The organism is Xanthomonas sp. WCS2018Noco2-27, assembly GCF_031843525.1.
GTDB lineage: Bacteria > Pseudomonadota > Gammaproteobacteria > Xanthomonadales > Xanthomonadaceae > Xanthomonas.
This window is the reverse complement of the sequence record NZ_JAVTIK010000008.1, coordinates 1-18,313: the sequence shown is the minus strand read 5'-3', so window position 1 is coordinate 18,313 and position 18,313 is coordinate 1. Positions and strand designations below refer to the sequence as shown.

Genomic DNA, 18,313 nt, shown 5'->3' with positions numbered 1-18,313 from the left:
CTACTGCAGTCGATGCCGCAAGCGGCCTAAACGCATGCTCCGCATCAACCGACAGACGGCGGCCGCTGGCCGAGCAAGCCGATGCGCCGGAACCACATTTCCAACGGCACCGTCACCAACGGCGGCAGCGCGGCTAGCAGGCTCAGCGCCCAGGCCCACCACGGCCAACGCAGCCGCAGTGCGGCAAGCACGCTCACCACCACGTAGAAGAGAAAGGCGCCGCCGTGCAGGCGACCGAACAGCCACACCACCACCTCGGTGGTTTGTGTGCCGTACTTGAGCAGCATGCCGAGCAACAGCCCGGCCCAGGTCACGCCTTCGATCAAGGCGGCAACCGCAAACAGCCGACCCATCGGCGACAACGCAGCAGCAGAACGCATGCAACACTCCAGTGGCTACTCAAGGATTGCCGCGACGCGATGGCGGCGGCGACGCCCGCTGGCAGCGCCAGTTTACAGGCAAGACCAAGTGAACCGGCGCGTGGCGCTGCCAGTACACGTCCTGCGCTTGTTGATGGTTGCGGCACGCACGCAGGGTCCTACGACTCGGCGCATCCACGCGCATCCCGGCGATAATGCCGGCACTGTTGTCCTGACGCCCCACACCATGCGCATCGCTCTGCTGCTTTTATTACTCACTGCCTTACTACCCGCCACCGCAATGGCACTAAAGGTGCACGATGGCGACCTGCTATTCGTCACCGCAGCGCGCAGCGGCCTGAGCGGCGCCATCGACGACGCCACCGCCACACAGGGCGAACGCAGCTTCGACCATGTCGCGCTGGTGGCACATGCCGGCGATACCGAGGTGGTACTGCATGCCGACGAACAAGGCTCGCGCGAGCAACCGCTGCAGGCATTCATCGATGAGGCCACCGCCAAGCAGCGGCAGATCGTCGTATACCGGCTCACCCCCGCGCATCGCCCCGCCATTGCCGACGCCATCGCGCAGGCGCGGCGCATGCTCGGCAAACCGTACAACCAGACCTACGTGCAGGATGACAACAGTTACTACTGCTCGGACTTCATAGAGCGCGCCTTCCGCGCACATCAGGTGTTTGCGCTGCAACCGATGAACTTCAAAAACCTGCAGACCGGCAACGTGTCGCCGTACTGGACCGACTTCTATCGCATCAGAGGCATGGCCGTGCCGCAGGGCCTGCCCGGCACCAATCCGAACGATATGGCCAAGGCATCGGCGTTGCGCGTGGTTGGTCCGTTGAACTGAAGGCATGTGTTCCCGCGGTTTTAGCTGGTTGGGAGCGCTGCGCCGTTCGATCATCGAAGACTTTGGACCCAGGCGTGGTGTGCGGTACCAGGTGCCTACCGCTTCTTTCAGGTCGACTGACATCATCGATGTCTACACGCGTCCAACGCGACAGAGCAGGTACGCGCGGTTCGCCGCGTATCCTCGTCTAGATGTCATCTGCACTACTGCAACAACACTGTGCTCTATCACCACACAGGAGGCTGTCTTGAATAAGCTGTTATCAGCAGGATTGGGAATATTGCTTCTGGCTGGCTGCGGCAAGGCACCAGCACCAGCACCAGCACCACCGCCAACACCGGCTACTGCAGCGACGCCACAGCCAACGGTGTCAGCGCGTAAGCCCGATCACGCACCTGGTAGCCAGCGTGGCGAGGGCCAACCGTATGAACTGGCCGATACGCAGGTCTGGGACGTGCCCGATCCGGCGACAGGTCGCACCTACCAGGTCTTCGTCGCCCTGCCACGTGGCTATGCGGAAAATCCACAGCGCCGCTACCCGGTGCTGTATGCCACCGATGGCGACTATGCATTTCCACTGGTCAAGCAGATCGCGCGTCGCTTGAACGGCGAAGGCCCAGCCATCGAGGATTTCATTCTGGTTGGGCTGTCCTACGCAGTCGGCGACGAGCCCATGCCGAGCCGCAGACGCGATTACACGCCCACACCGGAAGATGGCCCAACCGCAGCGCCCGTTGCCACCCACGGCAAGAGCGCCGACTACATCCGCTACCTGCGCGATCGCGTGCTGCCGTTCGTTGCCAACCGCTACCGAATCGACGAACAGCGCCGCCTGTATCTGGGGCATTCGTACGGTGGCCTGCTGGGCACGCAGATCCTGTTGAGCACACCGGAGATGTTTGCCGGCTATATCCTGGGCAGCCCATCGTACTGGTACGGCGAGCACGCGATGGTGGTGCAGGAAAAAAGCTTTGCCGCCTCGCATACCGACCTGCCGGCACAGGTGTACATGTACGTCGGCGAGTACGAGCAGGTGCGCTATCACCAGAATTACGACATGGTCATCGACGCACAGCACATGGCACAGGCACTGCGCGCGCGACACTATCCGTCGTTGCAGGTCGAGCTGGACGTTCTCAATGACGAGGACCACCTGACCATCGGGCCACGCGGCGCCACCCACGGCTTGAAGGCCTTGCTCGGGATAAAGACTCCTGATCGGATGGAGCGGTGAAACATCGGGTGCTGGCTGGATGCAAGGTCCCGATGTCGCTAAGGGCAATTGCGCTGCTGGCACTCGCACCGTGTTCGCTGATGGCCGCAGCGCCGACACTGCCGGGCGCAGGGTTCGAGGTCGAGCGCTATCACGTGCAACTCCGCCCGGATCTCTCCACCACCGCACTCTCCGGAACACAGCGCATCAGCCTACGCAGCACCTCCGACCACCTCACCCAGCTGACGTTGATGGCCCCCCCCACTTCCGGCACATGGCGCAAATGTAACAGCGCTTATACATTTGATTTATGAGCGCAGCATCTCCAACCCTAGGCACCCTGGTCCGTCACCTGATCGAGCTGCTTGATGGCGATCTGGAAGCGGTCTATGCCGCTGCAGGGCTGGACTGGCGGCCGCGCTACACACCCGTCCTGCGCGTTCTGCTGCGATCGGGGCCGCTGCCTATCAAGGCTCTAGCGCAGGAGATCGGCATCACCCACTCCGCTGCCAGCCAGACCGTGGCGCAGATGACCAGGCAGCGGCTCACCGTGTTGAAGCCAGGTGCCGACGCGCGCGAACGCATCGTGGCACTGACGCCGAAGGCAAAAAAGATGGTGCCTGCGTTGCAACAGCAATGGGCCGCGACCAACGCAGCAGCCGCACAGCTCGATCAGGAGCTGTCCGTTGCGCTCTCCGCTGTCCTTGCTGAAGCCATTGCCGCCTTGCAGCACCGCTCATTCGCTACCCGTATCGCAGCCGCCTCAGACGCCTCATTGCGTTCAACCACCCGCTAGCAACCACCCCACAGGACGTCCCCAATGCAAGCCCCCACGCCATCGGTTGCCAATAGCGCACTAACCACGCACAGCCGAACGCCCCACCGGATCGCGCTGGGCGAGCGCAAATTCCTGCATCCCGGCCGCCTACGCTGGCTGCGAGCGATTGCCTGGGCGGTCCTGCTGCTGGTGGTGGTCGCCACGCTGGCGCCCATGGCCGGCAGAGGCATCGGCGGCCTGCTGCCCAAGGACTCCGGCCCCCTGCAACTGGTCGCCAGCCTGATCGGCATCACAGTTGGATTGGCGGTCTACGTGTTGGCGGTGCGCCTGGCCGAAGGGCGACGCGCCAGCGAGCTTGCGCTGCGCCCGATGCTGCCGCAGCTGACCATCGGCTTGGTGATCGGCGCGGCCATGTTCGCCGCGGTCATGGGCATCATGGCGCTGTTCGGGCTGTACGACATTCAAGCGCTGGGCCCGGCGCCAGCCTGGACGGCGGTGCGCAAGGCCTTGCAGGCCGGGGTGATCGAAGAGCTGTTGTTCCGCGCCATCTTTCTGCGCCTGGTATGGCGCGCGTTCGGCCCGTGGGTGGCGTTCGCCGCCTCTGCTGCACTGTTCGGCTTCGGCCATATCGCCAACCCGCATGCAACGGCGTTTGCGGCGATTTGCATCGCACTGGAAGCCGGCATCCTGCTCGGCGCGTTCTATGCCTTGACCGGCCGCATCTGGATGTCGATCGGCGTGCATATCGCCTGGAACTTCACCCAGGGCTATCTGTTTGGTGCAGCGGTTTCCGGAACCGACATGGGCCCGTCCATCGCCCGCAGCACGGCCCGTCCCGGATTTCCCGAATGGCTCACCGGCGGCGCCTTCGGCCCGGAAGCCTCGCTACCCGGCGTGCTGATCTGCCTGGCGGTGGGTCTGGCGGTGTTGTGGATGGCGTGGCGCGCGGGCAGCTTTGCAAAGCAACCCTGACCCGTCTTGGCGATGGCAACGCGCTGTCGCGTCTGCATGGTCGGGCAGCGTCATGGTGCACCCACCGCATCGCCGTTTCACAGCGGCACGACCACCCCGGCATGCATCGCGCACCGCGTGATGCCACACGTCAGGCAAGGTCGTTACGCCTGGACGCCAACACACATCGCCATGGCGCCGCCTTGCCATCGCGCAGACATCCGGCCTCCTAGGCTCTGAGCACCAACAACCTGATGCGCGCCTGCTGGCTCCACGTTGGAGTCCGTCGGCGCGCCCTTGCAGAGGTGCACATGGCGTTGATCCACTCCATTTTGATGAGCGCCGTCGCCGGCATGCGCTCGATGACCCCGCTGGCTGCAGTGGCCAACGCTGCACGCACCGGCAAGCTTCCTGCCGACAACGGCGCACCGGCGTTGCTTGCCAATCCCCTGGCATCGGCTGGCATGCTGGCACTGGCCGGCGGCGAGCTGGCCGGCGACAAGATGAAAACCGCCCCGGACCGCATCGTGTTACCCGGCATGATTGCCCGCATCGCCACAGGCGTCATCGTCGGCACCGCATTGGCACCGCGCGAACAACGTGGCATTGCAGCATTGCTCGGCGCTACAACAGCGGTTGCCGCGGCCTATCTCACCTTCAATGCGCGCATGCGTGCGATCGAACGCTATGGCCAGACCAGTACCGGTGTTGTCGAAGACACCATCGCGGTGGGTGCGGCGACGTTGATCATCCGGGATGCCGCCAAGCGTTAGTGCAAACCGGGCAGCTGCGTCTCAACCACCGCGCCCATGCGCTGCATGCAGATCCAGCACCGGCCCCATCGGCACGATAGCGGTCGGGTTGATGCTGTCGTGACTTTGGTAGTAATGCCCCTTGATGTGCTGAAAATTCACGGTGTCTGCAATGCCGGGCATCTGATAGAGCTCGCGCAGAAATCCGGACAACTGCGGGTAGTCGGCAATCCGTCGTAGATTGCATTTGAAGTGACCGACATACACCGCATCGAACCGGATCAGTGTCGTGAAAAGCCGCCAATCTGCCTCGGTGAGCGTGGCACCGCAGAGATAGCGTTGCTCACCCAGGCGCGCCTCCAGCCAATCCAGCGTCTCGAACAGCGGCACCACCGCTTCTTCGTAGGCAGCCTGCGTGGTGGCAAAGCCCGCCTTGTACACGCCGTTATTGACGGTGTCGTAGATGCGCGCGTTGAGCGCATCGATCTGCTCGCGCAACGGGGCCGGATAGAAATCGCCTTCGGCCGCACCAACTTCATCGAAGGCGCTATTGAACATGCGGATGATATCGGCCGACTCGTTGCTCACCACCGTGTTGCGCTCGCGATCCCACAACACCGGCACGGTCACGCGCCCGGAGTAATGCGGGTCGGCCTTGAGATACACCTCGTACAGGCGCGTGGCGTGGTGAATCGGATCGGCCACCACACCAGGGCCGGGATCGAACGTCCAACCCTGGTCGCGCATCAACCAATTCACCACCGACACATCGATCAGCGGCTCCAACCCCTTGAGGCGGCGAAAGATCAAGGCGCGATGCGCCCACGGGCACGCCAACGACACATACAGGTGATAACGCCCCGCTGCCGCCTGAAATCCACCGTCCCCATGCGGCCCCGCTGCGCCGTCGCACGTCACCCAATTGCGAAACTGCGATTGCGAACGCTCAAAGCGCCCATCGCTCTTATCGGTGTCGTACCAACGGTCTTGCCACTTGCCATCGACCAGCAGGCCCATGGTGTTTCCTTGCACTGCAGAACAGGCAAGCACCGTAGCCCAGCCATGTTGGAAAACACGTGAGCGGGCCTGCAATCAGAGCGCGTGCTTACAGCGCAAGTCGCTTCAGCAGGTCGCAGCGCGCTGCCTGATGGGCTGCCTGCTAGCGCGCGATCACGGAACGGCTGCAGGTGACCACTGTTGCGCTTAGCGACGCTTGGCGCGAGCAGATGGCTTCGGCAACAGAACTCTCGTAGAGCACACGCATCAGGTGTCCGGGGCAGCTGCCCCCCCTCCCACCCATCGATTGGCGCCACGGCCCCACAATCGGCGAAAATGCCCAAGCGGCTGCCCGAGGCTGGTCGCCAGCCGGCAGCCCGCTGTCGTCCTCACCTGCGTCCCTTTGTGCATTCCCGGCTGCCCGCCGTCCTTGCCACGGCCTGTGCCGCTTCTTTCGGATCTACCTTGAACACCACGACTTCCCCATCCCCGCCCACCGACGACCTGCCCCTGACCGACCGCCTGCGCGCCGCGCTGGATCTACTGGAGGCGATCGAGGCCGACCGCAGCGTGCTCGACGCGTTGCCCGAGGCCGACCGCGTGCGCCTGCACCAGGTGGTGGCCAAGGTCTATCACCCCGAGCCGAAGGCGCGCCGGCAGCTGCTCAAGCAGCGCGAGCGCGAGCGGCATCAGGAGAAGGTGCGTAAGGCAGAGGCGCTGCTCGAACAGCGTGGTATCCGTGCGTTGCGGCGCAAGCCGGTGTTCAGCACACCGAACGTTTTCCCGCCGCACGCCGCTGGCCTGCACGACGCCCACAACGGCGAGAACGCATCCGAGACGCCGGAGCCGATGCATTCGCCCGAGCTGCGTCACTGCTATGTGTGCAAGCAGAAGTTCACCCAGCTGCATCACTTCTACGATCAGATGTGCCCGGCCTGTGCCGAGCTGAATTTCTTCAAGCGCACCGAAACCGCCGACCTGCGCGGCCGCGTGGCGTTGCTCACCGGCGGACGGGTCAAGATCGGATATCAGGCCGGCTTGAAGTTGTTGCGCGCCGGTGCCGAGCTCATCGTCACCACGCGTTTCCCGCGCGATTCGGCCGCGCGCTACGCGGAAGAACCGGATTTTGCGCAGTGGGGTCATCGCCTGCAGGTATTCGGCCTAGATCTGCGCCACACGCCCAGCGTCGAGGCGTTCTGCAGCCAGTTGCTGGCCACACGCGAGCGGCTGGATTTCATCATCAACAACGCCTGCCAGACCGTGCGCCGCCCGCCGCAGTTCTACGCGCACATGATGGCCAACGAAACCGCCGCACTGGATGCACTGCCGGACACCGTGCAAAAGCTCGTTGGCCATTACGAAGGCCTGCGCACGCCCGAGTTATTGCGTGAAGCCTCGGCTACCGCGCTGCCGGCCGTGCACGGACGCGGCCTGGCCGATGCCGATGGCCTCACCCGCGCCGCCGAGCTGTCGCAGGTGGCACTGCTGGACGACGAGCTGGTCGGGCAGGAGCACCTGTTCCCGGAAGGCCGTCTCGATCAGGATCTGCAGCAGGTCGATCTACGCGGACGCAACTCCTGGCGCTTGCTGATGGCCGAAGTGCCGTCGGTCGAGCTGCTGGAAACGCAACTGGTCAACGCCATCGCGCCCTTCATCATCAACGCGCGGCTCAAGCCGCTGATGCTGCGCACGCCCGAGCGCGACAAACACATCGTCAATGTCTCGGCGATGGAAGGGCAGTTCTATCGCAACTTCAAGACCACCCGTCACCCGCATACCAACATGGCCAAAGCCGCGTTGAACATGATGACGCGCACCTCGGCCGCCGATTATCAAAACGACGGCATCCACATGAACAGCGTGGACACTGGTTGGGTCACTGATGAAGATCCCGCTGACATCGCCGCGCTCAAGGTGCAACAGGAACGCTTCCACCCGCCGCTGGACATCGTCGACGGCGCCGCCCGTATCGTCGACCCGATCATCCACGGCGCCAACACCGGCGAACACGTGTGGGGCCAGTTTTTGAAGGATTACGCGCCGACGGATTGGTGAGGGGTGATACTGGGCCACGCATCCAGGACAGATGCGCGGCCCATGCTCGCAATACGTATGCGCCACACGTGGCAGTGATCAGCACGCAGGGTGACGTGGTGCATCGGCGCCGACGCGACGGCTCGCATCCCACGCCATCATGGTCGCGATCCAGATGTGGGCCATATCCTGGATCGCCACGCCGCACCGGTGCAGCACCAGCTGCGCGTGCTTCTGCGCAATTGCGGAAGACCGCCCCGGTCCATGGGATCCACGGGGACCGATCAAGCGGCTCGGCCGCGGCCGTCGGTTTGCGTTCGCCACTGGCCGAGCGATGACAGTGGTATCCACCGTTCTTGCGATCGTTGTGGCAGCCCTGCTTGTTCAATCCACCCGGATGCGCGACAGCCGCAGGGGTTACCCAGGCAATTGCGGCGATACACATCGCCAGCACTAACGGGCGTGAGGGGATTCGATCAAGCATTCGTAAATTGCCACGGCCAATCGTGCAGCGCTTGTGCTGCACCTGTTTTAGAGTGGCTAACAAAACGTAGCGAGCAGTTATCAGGTGGGTGTGGACGGCGCGCAGGAACCGGAGTGTACGAGTGGTACATGCCGATTCCGAGCACCGGCCGCGCCCGCCTGGCGGATGCAAAGTCGTTTTGTTAGCTGCTCTTATTTCTGCTGCGCCGATGTGCTGCAATTTACTTGCAGTCTTTTGCAACCGGCGCAACATCCACCGGACTGACCTGACCGTTCGCATCCACACGATTGACGGCCAGCGTGCAAACCGAGCTCCGAAAATCCAGGTTCAAGGCCACCTCGTAATCTGCGCCAGGTTCAGGAATAAACGTAGAAGCAAGCAATGCGCCGCAGCTCCAGCCAATGTGGTACCCAGGCGACTGACTCCAATGCGCCGGCGAGCTCGCGCCCGCCTCCACAACGACCGGCTTACCAGGCTCTATCGTGTATTCCTTGTAGAACGGCTTGGAACCGATCATCTTCCGGTCGCGCAGATGACGCGTATTTTCTGTCTCCGGGATGCCGATCGACTCATTCTTCACCGAGCCCATCAACGACCCGAAAGCGCTTTTCAGCGAACCGGATGCGCGCACCTTCTCGCCATACTTGGCCGTGCACACCGCATCCTTGTACAGCACGATACCAACACCATTTTGACCAAACATCCGGATGCGCGCGCCGGTACCATCGGTGGGCGAGGACGCAGGCTCTGCGGCCATGGCGGGTACCGCAGACGCCAGAGACAAGAGCAGCAATCGAGTCAATTTGTTCAACGCATTCTCCACGATCGCAATCCAGCGATTTCATTGAGCTCGTAGTAGCGGCGCGACGTGACAGTTCTTGATAACAAACGACGCACTCATATGGAAAGTGCGCAACAGCGCACGAACAGGCATGCTGATCCGCGCCAAGCGCCAGGAGTTCCACCCTGCGACTCCAGCTCACCCGGTTGCCCGCACCGCTGGCATGATGACGCGCGGATGTTTACCGCTGATGCAAAGGACGCCCGGATGTCACAACACGCGATCGAGGAGTGGGCCGAGCGCTGCATCCATTTGGTCGATCGCAGCACCTTGCGTAGCGCGCACAAGGCAGCGCTCATGCGTAGCCTGCTTCGGCTGCAGGCGCGCTACGACACCGGCCTGACCTGGTTCCGGCTACACACCGAGTTACTGTGTCATGGCGTGCTGGTGCGCACAGCGGCCGAGGAGATCGACGACGCGACCTTGCGCGCGCAGGCCCTGGCCGCCGAGGCGCCGGGTTGGCTGGAAGATGCACAGGGCGAGGTCTATCTGGAGTGGCAAGACCAGGCACGCGTGGTTTATCGCCAACCAGACATCGGCCAAACGCTGCCGCTGGCAACTGTGTTCGGTGATCTTTTGATGCTCGCCGACCAGGCCGATGACAGCGCACTGTTCGCCGACTGCTACGGGCTGTTGGTCAACGGCTGGCTGGACGAGACCTTCGACGCTGCCGACGGCATCGCCTCCACCCTGGACGGCCTGCTCGCTTCCGACACGTTGCGCGCTATCCGTGCGCTGGCTGCCCACCGCGGGCTCAAGCCTCGGCGTGGCGCGCCCGAAGACCTGGCCCTGCCGCGACCGGACGACAACGCTGTACTCGGCGAGATCGATCGCGCGAGATCGATCGCGTGATCGGCCTGCATTTTTTCCTGCAACCCAAGCGCACACCAACAGCGCTGCGCGCAGCGCGCGACAAGGCCCAGCGTCAGCAGGCACGTGTCCGCGAGTTGCTCCCGCTGCTGGTCGAACAACGCCTGGGCGCACCGCTGCAAGCCGCTGGCTGGTCGCCCGTGCCAGTTGAACCGGAGCATCGCTGGCAATGGATCCGCGACCGCGGTGGCAGCCGTCTATGTCTGTGGACCATCTATGAACCGGATCTGGGTGAGCTGATCGTCCGGGTGGGGATGCAGCATGCACGCCTGCTGGCCTGGCAGCAGCGTGCGGCGACCACGCAGCTGCACGATCTGCATTTTGTCGATACCGCAACAGCCTTCATGGGCAAGGAAATCCTGGACAGCGCGGACGTGGGCGCCTATGGCGGATGGGTGCTGAAACCGGCCCACAGCGACGCCGTGCTAAGCGCCGGGCTGGACCGCCTAGCGGCTGCGCTACCCGAGCTGGATGCGCACTATTTCGGCCTCATTGACGAACAACTGGCTGGGCCCTGGTTCCAGCAGTCCGCCGACACTTGGCTGCAACGGATGGAAGGCGACCAAAACGGTGTGGTTCCGCCTGAGGTGTTGTTCGCCAGCCCCGAGAGCGTGCTGCTGGCGTTCGCGTTCTACCACCTGGAGTGCGATGAACAGCCACGCGCGCAGGCAATGGTCGAACAGTTGCGCGCACGGCAAACCGAACGCAGCCAGCGAAGTGTCTGGTATCGCCTGGTGCTGGCGCCGTTTTTTCAGCAATGGGAACAAGGGCTGCGCAACCTGCCGATGCCACCGGTACTGCACCCGCTGCTGCTCGCTCACCTGTGCGCACAAGACAGCGCCTGATTGCAACGCTGCGGCACGTCTGCGGGTGCGCAGGCGAGTGAAACCATGCAGAGCGATCCATCCATCACCAACGTGAGCACATCGGCGCGGCGCATCAAGCACGGCGACGCATGCTGCCGCTTGGTCAGCTTACAAGCTCTGCAGCGCGCAGGCGTTTTGCACAGCGGATCAATAGCGCAGCGCCTCCGCCGTGGGTGCAACCGGGGCAAACCGCGCATTGCTGAAGTCATACAACAGCCGAACCACCTGCTCGCCGTCCTCCGGATAGCGCCGAAAATCGCTTTTGCACAGCCGATACAGGCAACCGCCACGTGCAAACACCAGGTCGCCACCGTCCCAATCGGCCCAGTCGGTGCCGGGCAAGTCCGCCAGCACGTCACCATCGCGATCCAGCACACGGTGATCCAGCGCATACCACGCATCGTTCTGACGCCCCACGGCATGCAACAGCGATTGCAGCCGACGCCCGCCACCGCCGTCCTTCTCCCACACGCGCGGGCGCGTGAAGCGGTAGAGCATCCCGCTCCGCAGGCCGCCCCGCTCCCCCTCACCGGCGTCGAGCACCCGCCAACCGTCGCGCTGCCGCAGCACGCTGTCGATCGGCTCGTCTTCGCCACCGCCAGACCATTGCCCGAATGGCCGCACCGTCATCGTGTGCTTCAGCTGAAAGCCTGTCGGTCGCGGAAAAGGCTCGCGACCTTCCTGCGGGCGATGATTCAGCAGCAACGTCTGCTCATCTTCGAACGCACCGCCGCCGCCCCAGGCATCGCCCTTGGGCCAAAGCGCCAACGCCGTCAGAAACGGCGGGCGCGACAATGCCGTCCAGGTGCCGAAATCGCCTTTATGCTTGGCCGCGAAATACACCAGCAACCGCCCCGACGGCGACAGATCGCAACGCCGCTCGTAGATGCGGCCCTTGAACCACTGCCCGTGCTCGAAGGTGTCGGTGGCGCGATCCCAGCGGATGAGCTGCACCTGCTTGCTGGGCCCACGCCGAAAGATCACGCCGGTGCGCGCCTCTCGCGCCAACAGCGCGTAGAGCCGTGTGCGCGAAGCCAGGCGATCCTGGTGGTGGGATGTCGGGTCCATGCGAGTGCCTCCGTGCTGCCTATCCTACGCAACCGTGCGACACCTGCGCCGCCCCTGTCCCACCCGCGGCCAGGGATCGCCCAGGGTTCCAGCGCAACGCAGCGCCTGCAGCGGCCGCCTGGCCGACCTGCCCACCCGCGCCCGCAGCTGATGCGGCAAAGCCTTGTCGCGCGTTTAGCATTGCTGCGTGCATCCTTGCTCGCAGACGCCTCGCCCCGTCGCCAGACGCAAGGAACCGCTTCTGATCACGCTCTCACGCCGCAAGCTTCTCGAGGCCGGCCTCATGGCCCTGGCCACCTCCACATTGCTCGGTGCCTGCACACCACAGGACACCGCCCTGCAGACACGCTGGACCCTGTGGCAGGCGAAATGGCGCTGGATGGAAGCCATCGCCCGCAAGCGCGACTGGCAGGTGACGCCGCTGCTGATCGCCCCGCCTGCGACCGAACGTCAGCTGCTGTCGCTCGAACGCCGCCACCACCTGCCGATCCCGACACAGCTGCGTCGCGTGCTGCGCGAGCTGTCGGCAGAGGTGAGCTTCGGCTGGTACGTGCCCTCGCACCTGCGCGCGATGGAGCAGCAAGACCTGCCGTCCATGAGCTGCAACCGCGACGCGGTGTGGAGCCTGACCCACATCGACACGATGGCCCTGCCGGTGTTTCTGGACTGGAAGCAGGAGCTGGCCGATCGCGACCTGTCCGAAGCACCCAACAGCCCCGCACTGTGGGAACACCAGTTTGCCTTCTACACCCTCATCAATGGCGACTGGCTGACCATCGACACCACGCACCCGGATCCCACCAGGCAACCGGTGCGCTATTTTTCGCACGAGCTGGAAATGCTGCACGGCCTGGCGCTGGCCACGGATTTCTTCAGCTTCATCACCCAAATGTCGGCGTTGGGCATGGCCGGCACCGAATGGGCCTCGTGGATGCGCTTCGGCAATGGCCAGAAAAACGACACCTTCTACCTGGATGCCGGCAGCGAGGGCGCCAAGGCGTGGCTTGCCTGGCTGGAACGCGACCCCGCACAGCCCGACAACGACACACCGCCAGTGCCGGTAGTGGAGCGCAGTGCGGCCGATCGCGCATTGCTGGACGCAGCACGCGCCAATTCGCTCGTCGGTATCGAGGCGGCATTGCTGGCAGGCGCCGTGCCCGATTGCACACCGGACAGCGACTGGCTGAGCGAGCACATCGCGTCCGATCAGGAATTTTCCACAGCCATCAACTACGCCACCCGGCACGACAACACGGCCATGATCGCGCGCCTGCTCACGGCCGGCGCAGCGCTCAACACACGGTTGCTACCGCTCAATACGGCGGTCAAACACAGCACGCTAGCCACCGTACGCTGGCTCATCGCCCACGGCGCACGCGTCAACGGCTGGACCAATCAGCGCTATTGGCCGCTGCACGATCTGGTGGTCACCCGCGGGCCCATCGCCGCAATGACCCGCGCCCAATACCGTCAGCACTTGGTCGACAGCATCAGCATCGGCAGCCTCGACTCGCTGGATGCCATGATCGCCCACGCCAAGGATGCACAGACCCGCGAGCGCTATCGCGCCGCCAAGCATGCCCTGCAGCAAGCCAGCAAGGATGCGGTGAAAGACGTGGACAGCAAGCTGCGTAACCACCTCAGCCTGCAGGACTATCTGGACATGCTGGAAGCACTGCTGGATGCCGGCGCCGACCCCGACGCACGCTGGGACAACGGCACCACCATGCTCGACTGGGGCGGCGTCGCCACTGCACGCGTGCTGCTGGCGCACGGCGCCGATCCCAACGCGCGCGACATCCACGGCACCACTCCGCTGCACACAGCCAGCACCGGCGAGAAAGTGCGTGTGCTGGTTACCGGCGGCGCCGATATCAACGCGCAGGCCATCGCACAGAAGCGCGACGACTCGCTGCACTACACTCCGCTGCAATCGGCCTTGCTGTCCCACACGCTAGACGCCGATAGCCCCATCACCGCGCTGCTGGAACTGGGTGCGGACGCCACCCGCACCGCAGCCGATGGGCGTTCGTCGCTGGCCTATTGTTTCCAGCCAGACTTGGTCCGCCTGATCATGGCCAAGGGGCTGGACCCGCTCGCCCTGCAACCGGGCCAGCAAACCCTGTTGCATAACCTCACCTCCCATCACTGGTTACCACGCCACACGTTTCCAAAGGAAGTGGCCTTTCTCGACTTTCTGCTGAGCCGGGGCATCGACATCAACGCCCGCGACGCGCGGGGCCGCACCCTGCTGCACTACGCCGCCGAACAGGAAAGCAATGACGAGAGCGCGCCCAATTACGTGCTCGTGGTGGCCAGGGGTGCCGACAAGACCATCAAAGACAACGACGGCAAGCGCGCCGTCGATCTGTTTGCCACCTCGTTGCAGACGGTGCGGGCGGCATTGCGGTGAGCGTCATGCGGTGACCATTACCGGAGCCAGACATCACGCATCAGCCGGCGCGCACCGGCGTCCCCTTGATGATTCAGCCGTCGAAGGCAACACGTCGGCAGCACCACCAGCCTCCCACTGGGCCGCCTAGCGTCCAGGCGCAGGTGCTTGTTGTGTCGCCTGCGATTGCGCTTGGTCGTAAGCCTGGACGGCGTTGTGCTGATCGGCGGTGTAAACACTCTGCCGCATATCAGGTGCCGGCGTGTTCGCGTCTACCTGTGCACGAAATCCTGGCGTCTTGCCAGAGACGAAGATGTGGTCGTCACGCAGAACGGCGCCGGCGAGCTGGTCAACCCGTTCCATACCCGCCTGCTTTGCGGCAATCATGACCTCGGCCACCTTGGTATCGGACACCGATGCAGGCAGCTGCCCCCGCAACGTATTGAAATACGCACGGTCCGGATGCGTATCTGGAAACCTGTCATGCGCCTGGTCCTGCAGGCGCGATACATCCTTGTTGATCCGGTCAACATCGCTGCTGGTCACAAGGTCCCGTTCGGGATCTCCCTGGGGGCGCGCAAGGCGTGGATCGTCGGGAAACAGCTGCCTGAGCCGCGGATCGTTCAAACCGGTCGCCAGATCGCCGTGACGCAGCGCGTCATAGGCTTGTCGTGCCAATGCATCCTGCCCGGAGGTCTGATCGCCGAGCCGGCGGCCGGCTTCGTTGTTCCATAGATCCATCCGATGTTCGTAGGGATCATTTGGATGGGCCGGCCCAATCTCGGCATCATCCCCAAACTTGCGTGCGATCCACTGCTGACCTAACGCAAGTTGGGTGACACGGCCACTGGTATACGCATGCCGAAAGGCATCGAGCTGATCGTTGTGCCCCTGTGACTGGAACGTGCCATCGGGACGCCTTGCCAACGTCGTGCCGCTCAACTGTTCGTAGTGCCGATACGCTTCCTGCTCAATCTCCCGCTTTGCACCTTTTGGATCGGTGATATCGACCATGGCTTAGCCTCCCTGCGCTGCCTTCTGAAACTCGATAGGCCCTTGATAGCCCGGATACTTCTTCTTGATCAGGATGCGATCGGATGGCGTGACACAGCTATCTTCCAGGGAATTGGCCACATGCGCCTCGTCCACGAAGAACTCTTCATAAGGCAACGGCAGCACGGATGTCTCTCCGTCGCGATCGAACTTCAGCAACAGGCTGTCATCGCGCTCGAAGCACAGCGTCTTCCAAGGAAAATCGGTCAACTTGCCGGCTTCGACCACAGCCGAATCCTTGCCGGCCAGCAGCGTCACAACATGCTCGGAAAACTGTTTGTTTGAGATCGGCGGCTCGGTCATGGCGCATCCTGCAAAGGTAGCAACGACCACTACGGCCGATGCCGAAACGTAAGAACGGAAGATAGCGAATGGCATACGGCGCGGCTCCTTCCTGCGGTAGAGCGATGTTTTACCAGAAGCGGCCAGCCGGCACAGCACCTCGCCTACCTCCCTACAGCGTGCGGTTGACGGAGCGTGTAAGAGCCCCAGACAAATTGCACTAGGCCTCACACCATCCGGTGTTGAGGCGCAATCGACTGCTCTCGCTGTTGCTCCTGCTGCTGGGATTGCTGTTGGCGCTGCGTTTCGCCCAAGGCCTGCAATTGCGCCAAGGATTGCTCGACGGGCTGCGCTATCGCCTCGCTCGTCTTCATATGCGCCATCTTGTGAGCGGGATCGTTCAACGCGCCTTCGACAACGAAGACATTCTCGCCCTGCTGCACGGACTTGGTGTTCTCGCTCAGCACGACATGATCGATCCGCGACAGCCCGTGCTCTTTGGCCAGATGTGCGCTGCTTGCTGCCAGCCTGGCACTGTTATCGTCGTACTCTCGACCGAGGCCCTATTCAAGGCGGCGAACGGCCTGCTCTGCTTGGTGATGAAGTGGGTCACGAGGCTGTTGGTTCGCGGCGGTTGCGTTAGCATCGCCTGCAGATCTCTGATCCCCTGGCGCCTGCGCATCTCCAATCACCTTCTGCCAGAAAAGCTGAGGCGGCTTAGGATTGCTGTGCTCTTTGTTCAACTCACTGTTCGGCATCGGAGCATGGATGCTCTTGATTTCATCAACATTTCCTACAGGCTTAAGCGCGCCCTCAAAATCCTTGTCGACCCCCTGCTTGGTGGTGCGGTGCAATCCCGCATAGTTCAACGCACCCCAAGTGAAGTCGATGCAGCTATTGGAAGCACCGCCGTACTCCATATTAAAATTATGCTTCGCCGGCGACCTGCCAAATTCTTTTAGCTTCTCGTATTGCGACTGATTGATCTCCATCGTGCGCGAATAATAAGGATCTTTATAATTCCTGGCATCGTCTTTGAAGACCTTTCCTGGCCCACTTGACTCACCATGCTTCGCGGGAGCAAATCCATAGCTATTAACTTCCGCGCCATCACTCACCGCGTAATACATGTGACCGGCCATTGAGTTTCCGCCGCTGATCAAGAGCGGGGTACCTGCCGAAGCGACATAAATGGTAACGGTGTAGCGCTTGTCGTGATCATCCATGTCATGCACACCTATTTTGCTTTGTGAGTGTAAGCAATGAGTAGCTGCGCGTTAGCGTCCACTAAAACCTGCCGATTCTGATCAATACGCAACCGAAGACGATAGCGACCAGACGGGAGGGAAGTGCTATAAGCGAATGCAAGCTCCTCTGAAACCATACCCCTCGGGGGCAATCCGGCATTTTCCATTGTCGCAACATCCGCATTGAGCGCGAACAATCCCTCTGCAATACCGTCTACTGCGATCGTGACGGGCTTCTCTTGCTCTCTTCCGACACGCTGGCTGCGTAGCAGCTCCACCGGGACCGACCCGGCCTGCTCAGTGTGCTCCAGATGAACGACTGCAACGACATCAGCGCGCACTAGACGCTCAGCGACATCTGCCACCGCGTCGGTGTCACTTCCAGTCAGTAGAACACCGACAGAGATCGGCGGATTCGTATCGTCCGGCAGAGCAGGCACCGCGAACTCAAGCACCATTTCTTCGCCGTCGTGCGAAGGCAAGCTTCGCGTGAATGGCACTGCGGATTGCATACCTGACTGCTCCTTTGCGATGGGTGTATTTGCGGGAGGTTGTTGCATGCTGCAGCCTACAATCAGGCAAATAGCCAGTGCCATAACTGCAAAGCGCACTCGATCGTTTGCAAGGGGCACCGTATCTCTCCTAAAAGTGTGAAGCTAAAGCTAACGTTTAACGGAAGTAGGCTTCGAAGAGCATGAGGCCATTTAGCCGCCCCTTGCGGCTAACATGCTGCATCGTATCGCTTGCCCCTCTCCACGGCTAACTCCGCTTGTCGCTGGACGCTACAACCGCTCCACCGGAACCCCCCCCCTCCCCGCGCTTGCAGTGGTGCGCAGCTTGGTGCCGATGGCAACGCCCAGCTTGTTCCAGCCATAGGCCGCTGAGGCTGAAGCGTCCTCGTTAACTCGATCCACTTGGAAGTAGAGTTCCATCCCAAGGAGCTCTGTATGAAGAAGTCGAAGTTCACCGAAGAACAGATGGTTCGGATCCTCAAAGAAGTCGAGGCCGGTGCAAGGGTTGGCGAGACCTGCCGCAAGCACGGGATCAGCGAGCCGACCTATTACGTCTGGAAGTCCAAGTACGCCAGCATGGAGGTGTCGCAGTTGCGGCATCTGAAGGATGTGGAAGCCGAGTTGGCCCGGATGAAGCGCATGTATGCCGAGTTGACATTGGATCACCACGCGCTCAAGGACGTGCTGTCGCGAAAAGGTTGAGCCAGGCTCGTCGACTGGAATTGAGTCTGTCCATGCAAACTACTC

General features: G+C 62.6%; 19 protein-coding genes, 1 other RNA gene and 1 pseudogene. 11 read left to right on the top strand and 10 right to left on the bottom strand.

All coding sequences use genetic code 11. From position 1 onward, the window contains the following. Nucleotides 1-44: 44 nt before the first annotated feature. On the bottom strand, nucleotides 45-380 hold the full coding sequence (locus RQH86_RS14010; protein WP_311240185.1) for a DUF3817 domain-containing protein: 336 nt from the start codon (nucleotides 378-380) through the stop codon (nucleotides 45-47). Between the two features lie 211 nt (nucleotides 381-591). Between RQH86_RS14010 and RQH86_RS14005 the strand changes: the two genes are divergently transcribed. From RQH86_RS14005 to RQH86_RS13980, 6 genes are all read left to right on the top strand, one after another. Beyond that, nucleotides 592-1,227 (top strand): YiiX/YebB-like N1pC/P60 family cysteine hydrolase, encoded by a 636-nt coding sequence (locus tag RQH86_RS14005; RefSeq protein ID WP_311240195.1) that lies wholly within the window; start codon nucleotides 592-594, stop codon nucleotides 1,225-1,227. 277 nt (nucleotides 1,228-1,504) lie between these two features. After that, nucleotides 1,505-2,461: an alpha/beta hydrolase-fold protein gene (locus tag RQH86_RS14000; protein ID WP_311240194.1), complete on the top strand. Its 957-nt coding sequence runs from the start codon at nucleotides 1,505-1,507 to the stop codon at nucleotides 2,459-2,461. After that, a complete protein-coding gene (locus tag RQH86_RS13995) occupies nucleotides 2,458-2,754 on the top strand; it encodes a hypothetical protein (protein ID WP_311240184.1) in 297 nt (98 codons plus the stop codon). The genes RQH86_RS14000 and RQH86_RS13995 overlap by 4 nt, the downstream gene beginning before the upstream one ends. Beyond that, entirely contained in the window at nucleotides 2,751-3,236 is a 486-nt protein-coding gene (locus tag RQH86_RS13990) for a helix-turn-helix domain-containing protein (RefSeq protein WP_311240183.1), read from the top strand. The genes RQH86_RS13995 and RQH86_RS13990 overlap by 4 nt, the downstream gene beginning before the upstream one ends. Before the next feature lie 24 nt (nucleotides 3,237-3,260). Then, nucleotides 3,261-4,190 carry a CPBP family intramembrane glutamic endopeptidase gene (locus RQH86_RS13985; RefSeq protein ID WP_311240182.1) on the top strand — a complete coding sequence of 310 codons (930 nt, stop codon included), beginning with the start codon at nucleotides 3,261-3,263 and terminating at the stop codon, nucleotides 4,188-4,190. A gap of 290 nt (nucleotides 4,191-4,480) precedes the next feature. After that, complete coding sequence (locus tag RQH86_RS13980; protein ID WP_311240181.1) at nucleotides 4,481-4,942, top strand: DUF4126 family protein; 462 nt, start codon at nucleotides 4,481-4,483, stop codon at nucleotides 4,940-4,942. A 21-nt stretch (nucleotides 4,943-4,963) separates the two neighbouring features. Here the strand turns inward: RQH86_RS13980 and RQH86_RS13975 are convergent, their stop codons facing one another. Further along, entirely contained in the window at nucleotides 4,964-5,938 is a 975-nt protein-coding gene (locus RQH86_RS13975) for a glutathione S-transferase family protein (protein ID WP_311240180.1), read from the bottom strand. A gap of 444 nt (nucleotides 5,939-6,382) precedes the next feature. On the opposite strand from RQH86_RS13975, the gene RQH86_RS13970 reads away from it, so the two are divergent. Then, the gene (locus RQH86_RS13970) at nucleotides 6,383-7,972 is read left to right on the top strand and encodes an SDR family oxidoreductase (RefSeq protein ID WP_311240179.1); all 1,590 of its coding nucleotides are present in this window, start codon (nucleotides 6,383-6,385) and stop codon (nucleotides 7,970-7,972) included. Here RQH86_RS13970 and RQH86_RS13965 read toward each other — a convergent pair. From RQH86_RS13965 to RQH86_RS13955, 3 genes are all read right to left on the bottom strand, one after another. Continuing rightward, nucleotides 7,899-8,396: an excalibur calcium-binding domain-containing protein gene (locus RQH86_RS13965; RefSeq protein ID WP_311240178.1), complete on the bottom strand. Its 498-nt coding sequence runs from the start codon at nucleotides 8,394-8,396 to the stop codon at nucleotides 7,899-7,901. The two genes, RQH86_RS13970 and RQH86_RS13965, sit on opposite strands and share 74 nt — an antisense overlap. A gap of 93 nt (nucleotides 8,397-8,489) precedes the next feature. Beyond that, nucleotides 8,490-8,565: non-coding RNA, sX9 sRNA (locus RQH86_RS13960), on the bottom strand. 90 nt (nucleotides 8,566-8,655) lie between these two features. Then, nucleotides 8,656-9,246: a hypothetical protein gene (locus RQH86_RS13955; RefSeq protein ID WP_311240177.1), complete on the bottom strand. Its 591-nt coding sequence runs from the start codon at nucleotides 9,244-9,246 to the stop codon at nucleotides 8,656-8,658. 237 nt (nucleotides 9,247-9,483) lie between these two features. Here RQH86_RS13955 and RQH86_RS13950 point away from each other — a divergent pair, with 237 nt between their 5' ends. Together RQH86_RS13950 and RQH86_RS13945 are read left to right on the top strand one after the other, a co-directional pair. Continuing rightward, on the top strand, nucleotides 9,484-10,128 hold the full coding sequence (locus tag RQH86_RS13950; protein ID WP_311240176.1) for a hypothetical protein: 645 nt from the start codon (nucleotides 9,484-9,486) through the stop codon (nucleotides 10,126-10,128). Then, nucleotides 10,125-10,991 (top strand): hypothetical protein, encoded by an 867-nt coding sequence (locus RQH86_RS13945; protein WP_311240175.1) that lies wholly within the window; start codon nucleotides 10,125-10,127, stop codon nucleotides 10,989-10,991. Before RQH86_RS13950 ends, RQH86_RS13945 begins: the two co-directional genes overlap by 4 nt. A gap of 168 nt (nucleotides 10,992-11,159) precedes the next feature. On the opposite strand, the gene RQH86_RS13940 is transcribed toward RQH86_RS13945, so the two are convergent. Beyond that, complete coding sequence (locus tag RQH86_RS13940; protein WP_311240174.1) at nucleotides 11,160-12,080, bottom strand: hypothetical protein; 921 nt, start codon at nucleotides 12,078-12,080, stop codon at nucleotides 11,160-11,162. Between the two features lie 283 nt (nucleotides 12,081-12,363). Between RQH86_RS13940 and RQH86_RS13935 the strand changes: the two genes are divergently transcribed. Beyond that, nucleotides 12,364-14,493, top strand: coding sequence for an ankyrin repeat domain-containing protein (locus RQH86_RS13935; RefSeq protein ID WP_311240173.1), 2,130 nt, complete (start codon nucleotides 12,364-12,366; stop codon nucleotides 14,491-14,493). Between the two features lie 126 nt (nucleotides 14,494-14,619). Here the strand turns inward: RQH86_RS13935 and RQH86_RS13930 are convergent, their stop codons facing one another. The 4 genes and pseudogenes from RQH86_RS13930 to RQH86_RS13915 form a co-directional block, all read right to left on the bottom strand. After that, entirely contained in the window at nucleotides 14,620-15,486 is an 867-nt protein-coding gene (locus RQH86_RS13930) for a hypothetical protein (RefSeq protein WP_311240172.1), read from the bottom strand. 3 nt (nucleotides 15,487-15,489) lie between these two features. Then, nucleotides 15,490-15,828, bottom strand: a complete 339-nt coding sequence (locus RQH86_RS13925; RefSeq protein ID WP_311240171.1) for a hypothetical protein — start codon at nucleotides 15,826-15,828, stop codon at nucleotides 15,490-15,492. Nucleotides 15,829-16,034: 206 nt separating this feature from the next. After that, nucleotides 16,035-16,937, bottom strand: a pseudogene (locus RQH86_RS13920) (XVIPCD domain-containing protein). A 107-nt stretch (nucleotides 16,938-17,044) separates the two neighbouring features. Beyond that, entirely contained in the window at nucleotides 17,045-17,566 is a 522-nt protein-coding gene (locus RQH86_RS13915) for a hypothetical protein (RefSeq protein ID WP_311240170.1), read from the bottom strand. A 435-nt stretch (nucleotides 17,567-18,001) separates the two neighbouring features. Between RQH86_RS13915 and RQH86_RS13910 the strand changes: the two genes are divergently transcribed. Beyond that, a complete protein-coding gene (locus tag RQH86_RS13910; RefSeq protein ID WP_311240169.1) occupies nucleotides 18,002-18,268 on the top strand; it encodes a transposase in 267 nt (88 codons plus the stop codon). The last annotated feature ends 45 nt before the right edge of the window (nucleotides 18,269-18,313 follow it).

Bases quoted from the DNA above. Each gene is read 5' to 3' on its own strand.
- RQH86_RS13935 (WP_311240173.1), top strand. From the start codon at position 12,364: ATGGCCCTGGCCACCTCCACATTGCTCGGTGCCTGCACACCACAGGAC.
- RQH86_RS13950 (WP_311240176.1), top strand. From the start codon at position 9,484: ATGTCACAACACGCGATCGAGGAGTGGGCCGAGCGCTGCATCCATTTG.
- RQH86_RS13910 (WP_311240169.1), top strand. From the start codon at position 18,002: ATGAAGAAGTCGAAGTTCACCGAAGAACAGATGGTTCGGATCCTCAAA.
- RQH86_RS13975 (WP_311240180.1), bottom strand. From the start codon at position 5,938: ATGGGCCTGCTGGTCGATGGCAAGTGGCAAGACCGTTGGTACGACACC.
- RQH86_RS13940 (WP_311240174.1), bottom strand. From the start codon at position 12,080: ATGGACCCGACATCCCACCACCAGGATCGCCTGGCTTCGCGCACACGG.
- RQH86_RS14010 (WP_311240185.1), bottom strand. From the start codon at position 380: ATGCGTTCTGCTGCTGCGTTGTCGCCGATGGGTCGGCTGTTTGCGGTT.
- RQH86_RS13925 (WP_311240171.1), bottom strand. From the start codon at position 15,828: ATGACCGAGCCGCCGATCTCAAACAAACAGTTTTCCGAGCATGTTGTG.
- RQH86_RS13915 (WP_311240170.1), bottom strand. From the start codon at position 17,566: ATGCAATCCGCAGTGCCATTCACGCGAAGCTTGCCTTCGCACGACGGC.
- RQH86_RS13990 (WP_311240183.1), top strand. From the start codon at position 2,751: ATGAGCGCAGCATCTCCAACCCTAGGCACCCTGGTCCGTCACCTGATC.
- RQH86_RS13930 (WP_311240172.1), bottom strand. From the start codon at position 15,486: ATGGTCGATATCACCGATCCAAAAGGTGCAAAGCGGGAGATTGAGCAG.
- RQH86_RS13985 (WP_311240182.1), top strand. From the start codon at position 3,261: ATGCAAGCCCCCACGCCATCGGTTGCCAATAGCGCACTAACCACGCAC.
- RQH86_RS13965 (WP_311240178.1), bottom strand. From the start codon at position 8,396: ATGTGTATCGCCGCAATTGCCTGGGTAACCCCTGCGGCTGTCGCGCAT.
- RQH86_RS13980 (WP_311240181.1), top strand. From the start codon at position 4,481: ATGGCGTTGATCCACTCCATTTTGATGAGCGCCGTCGCCGGCATGCGC.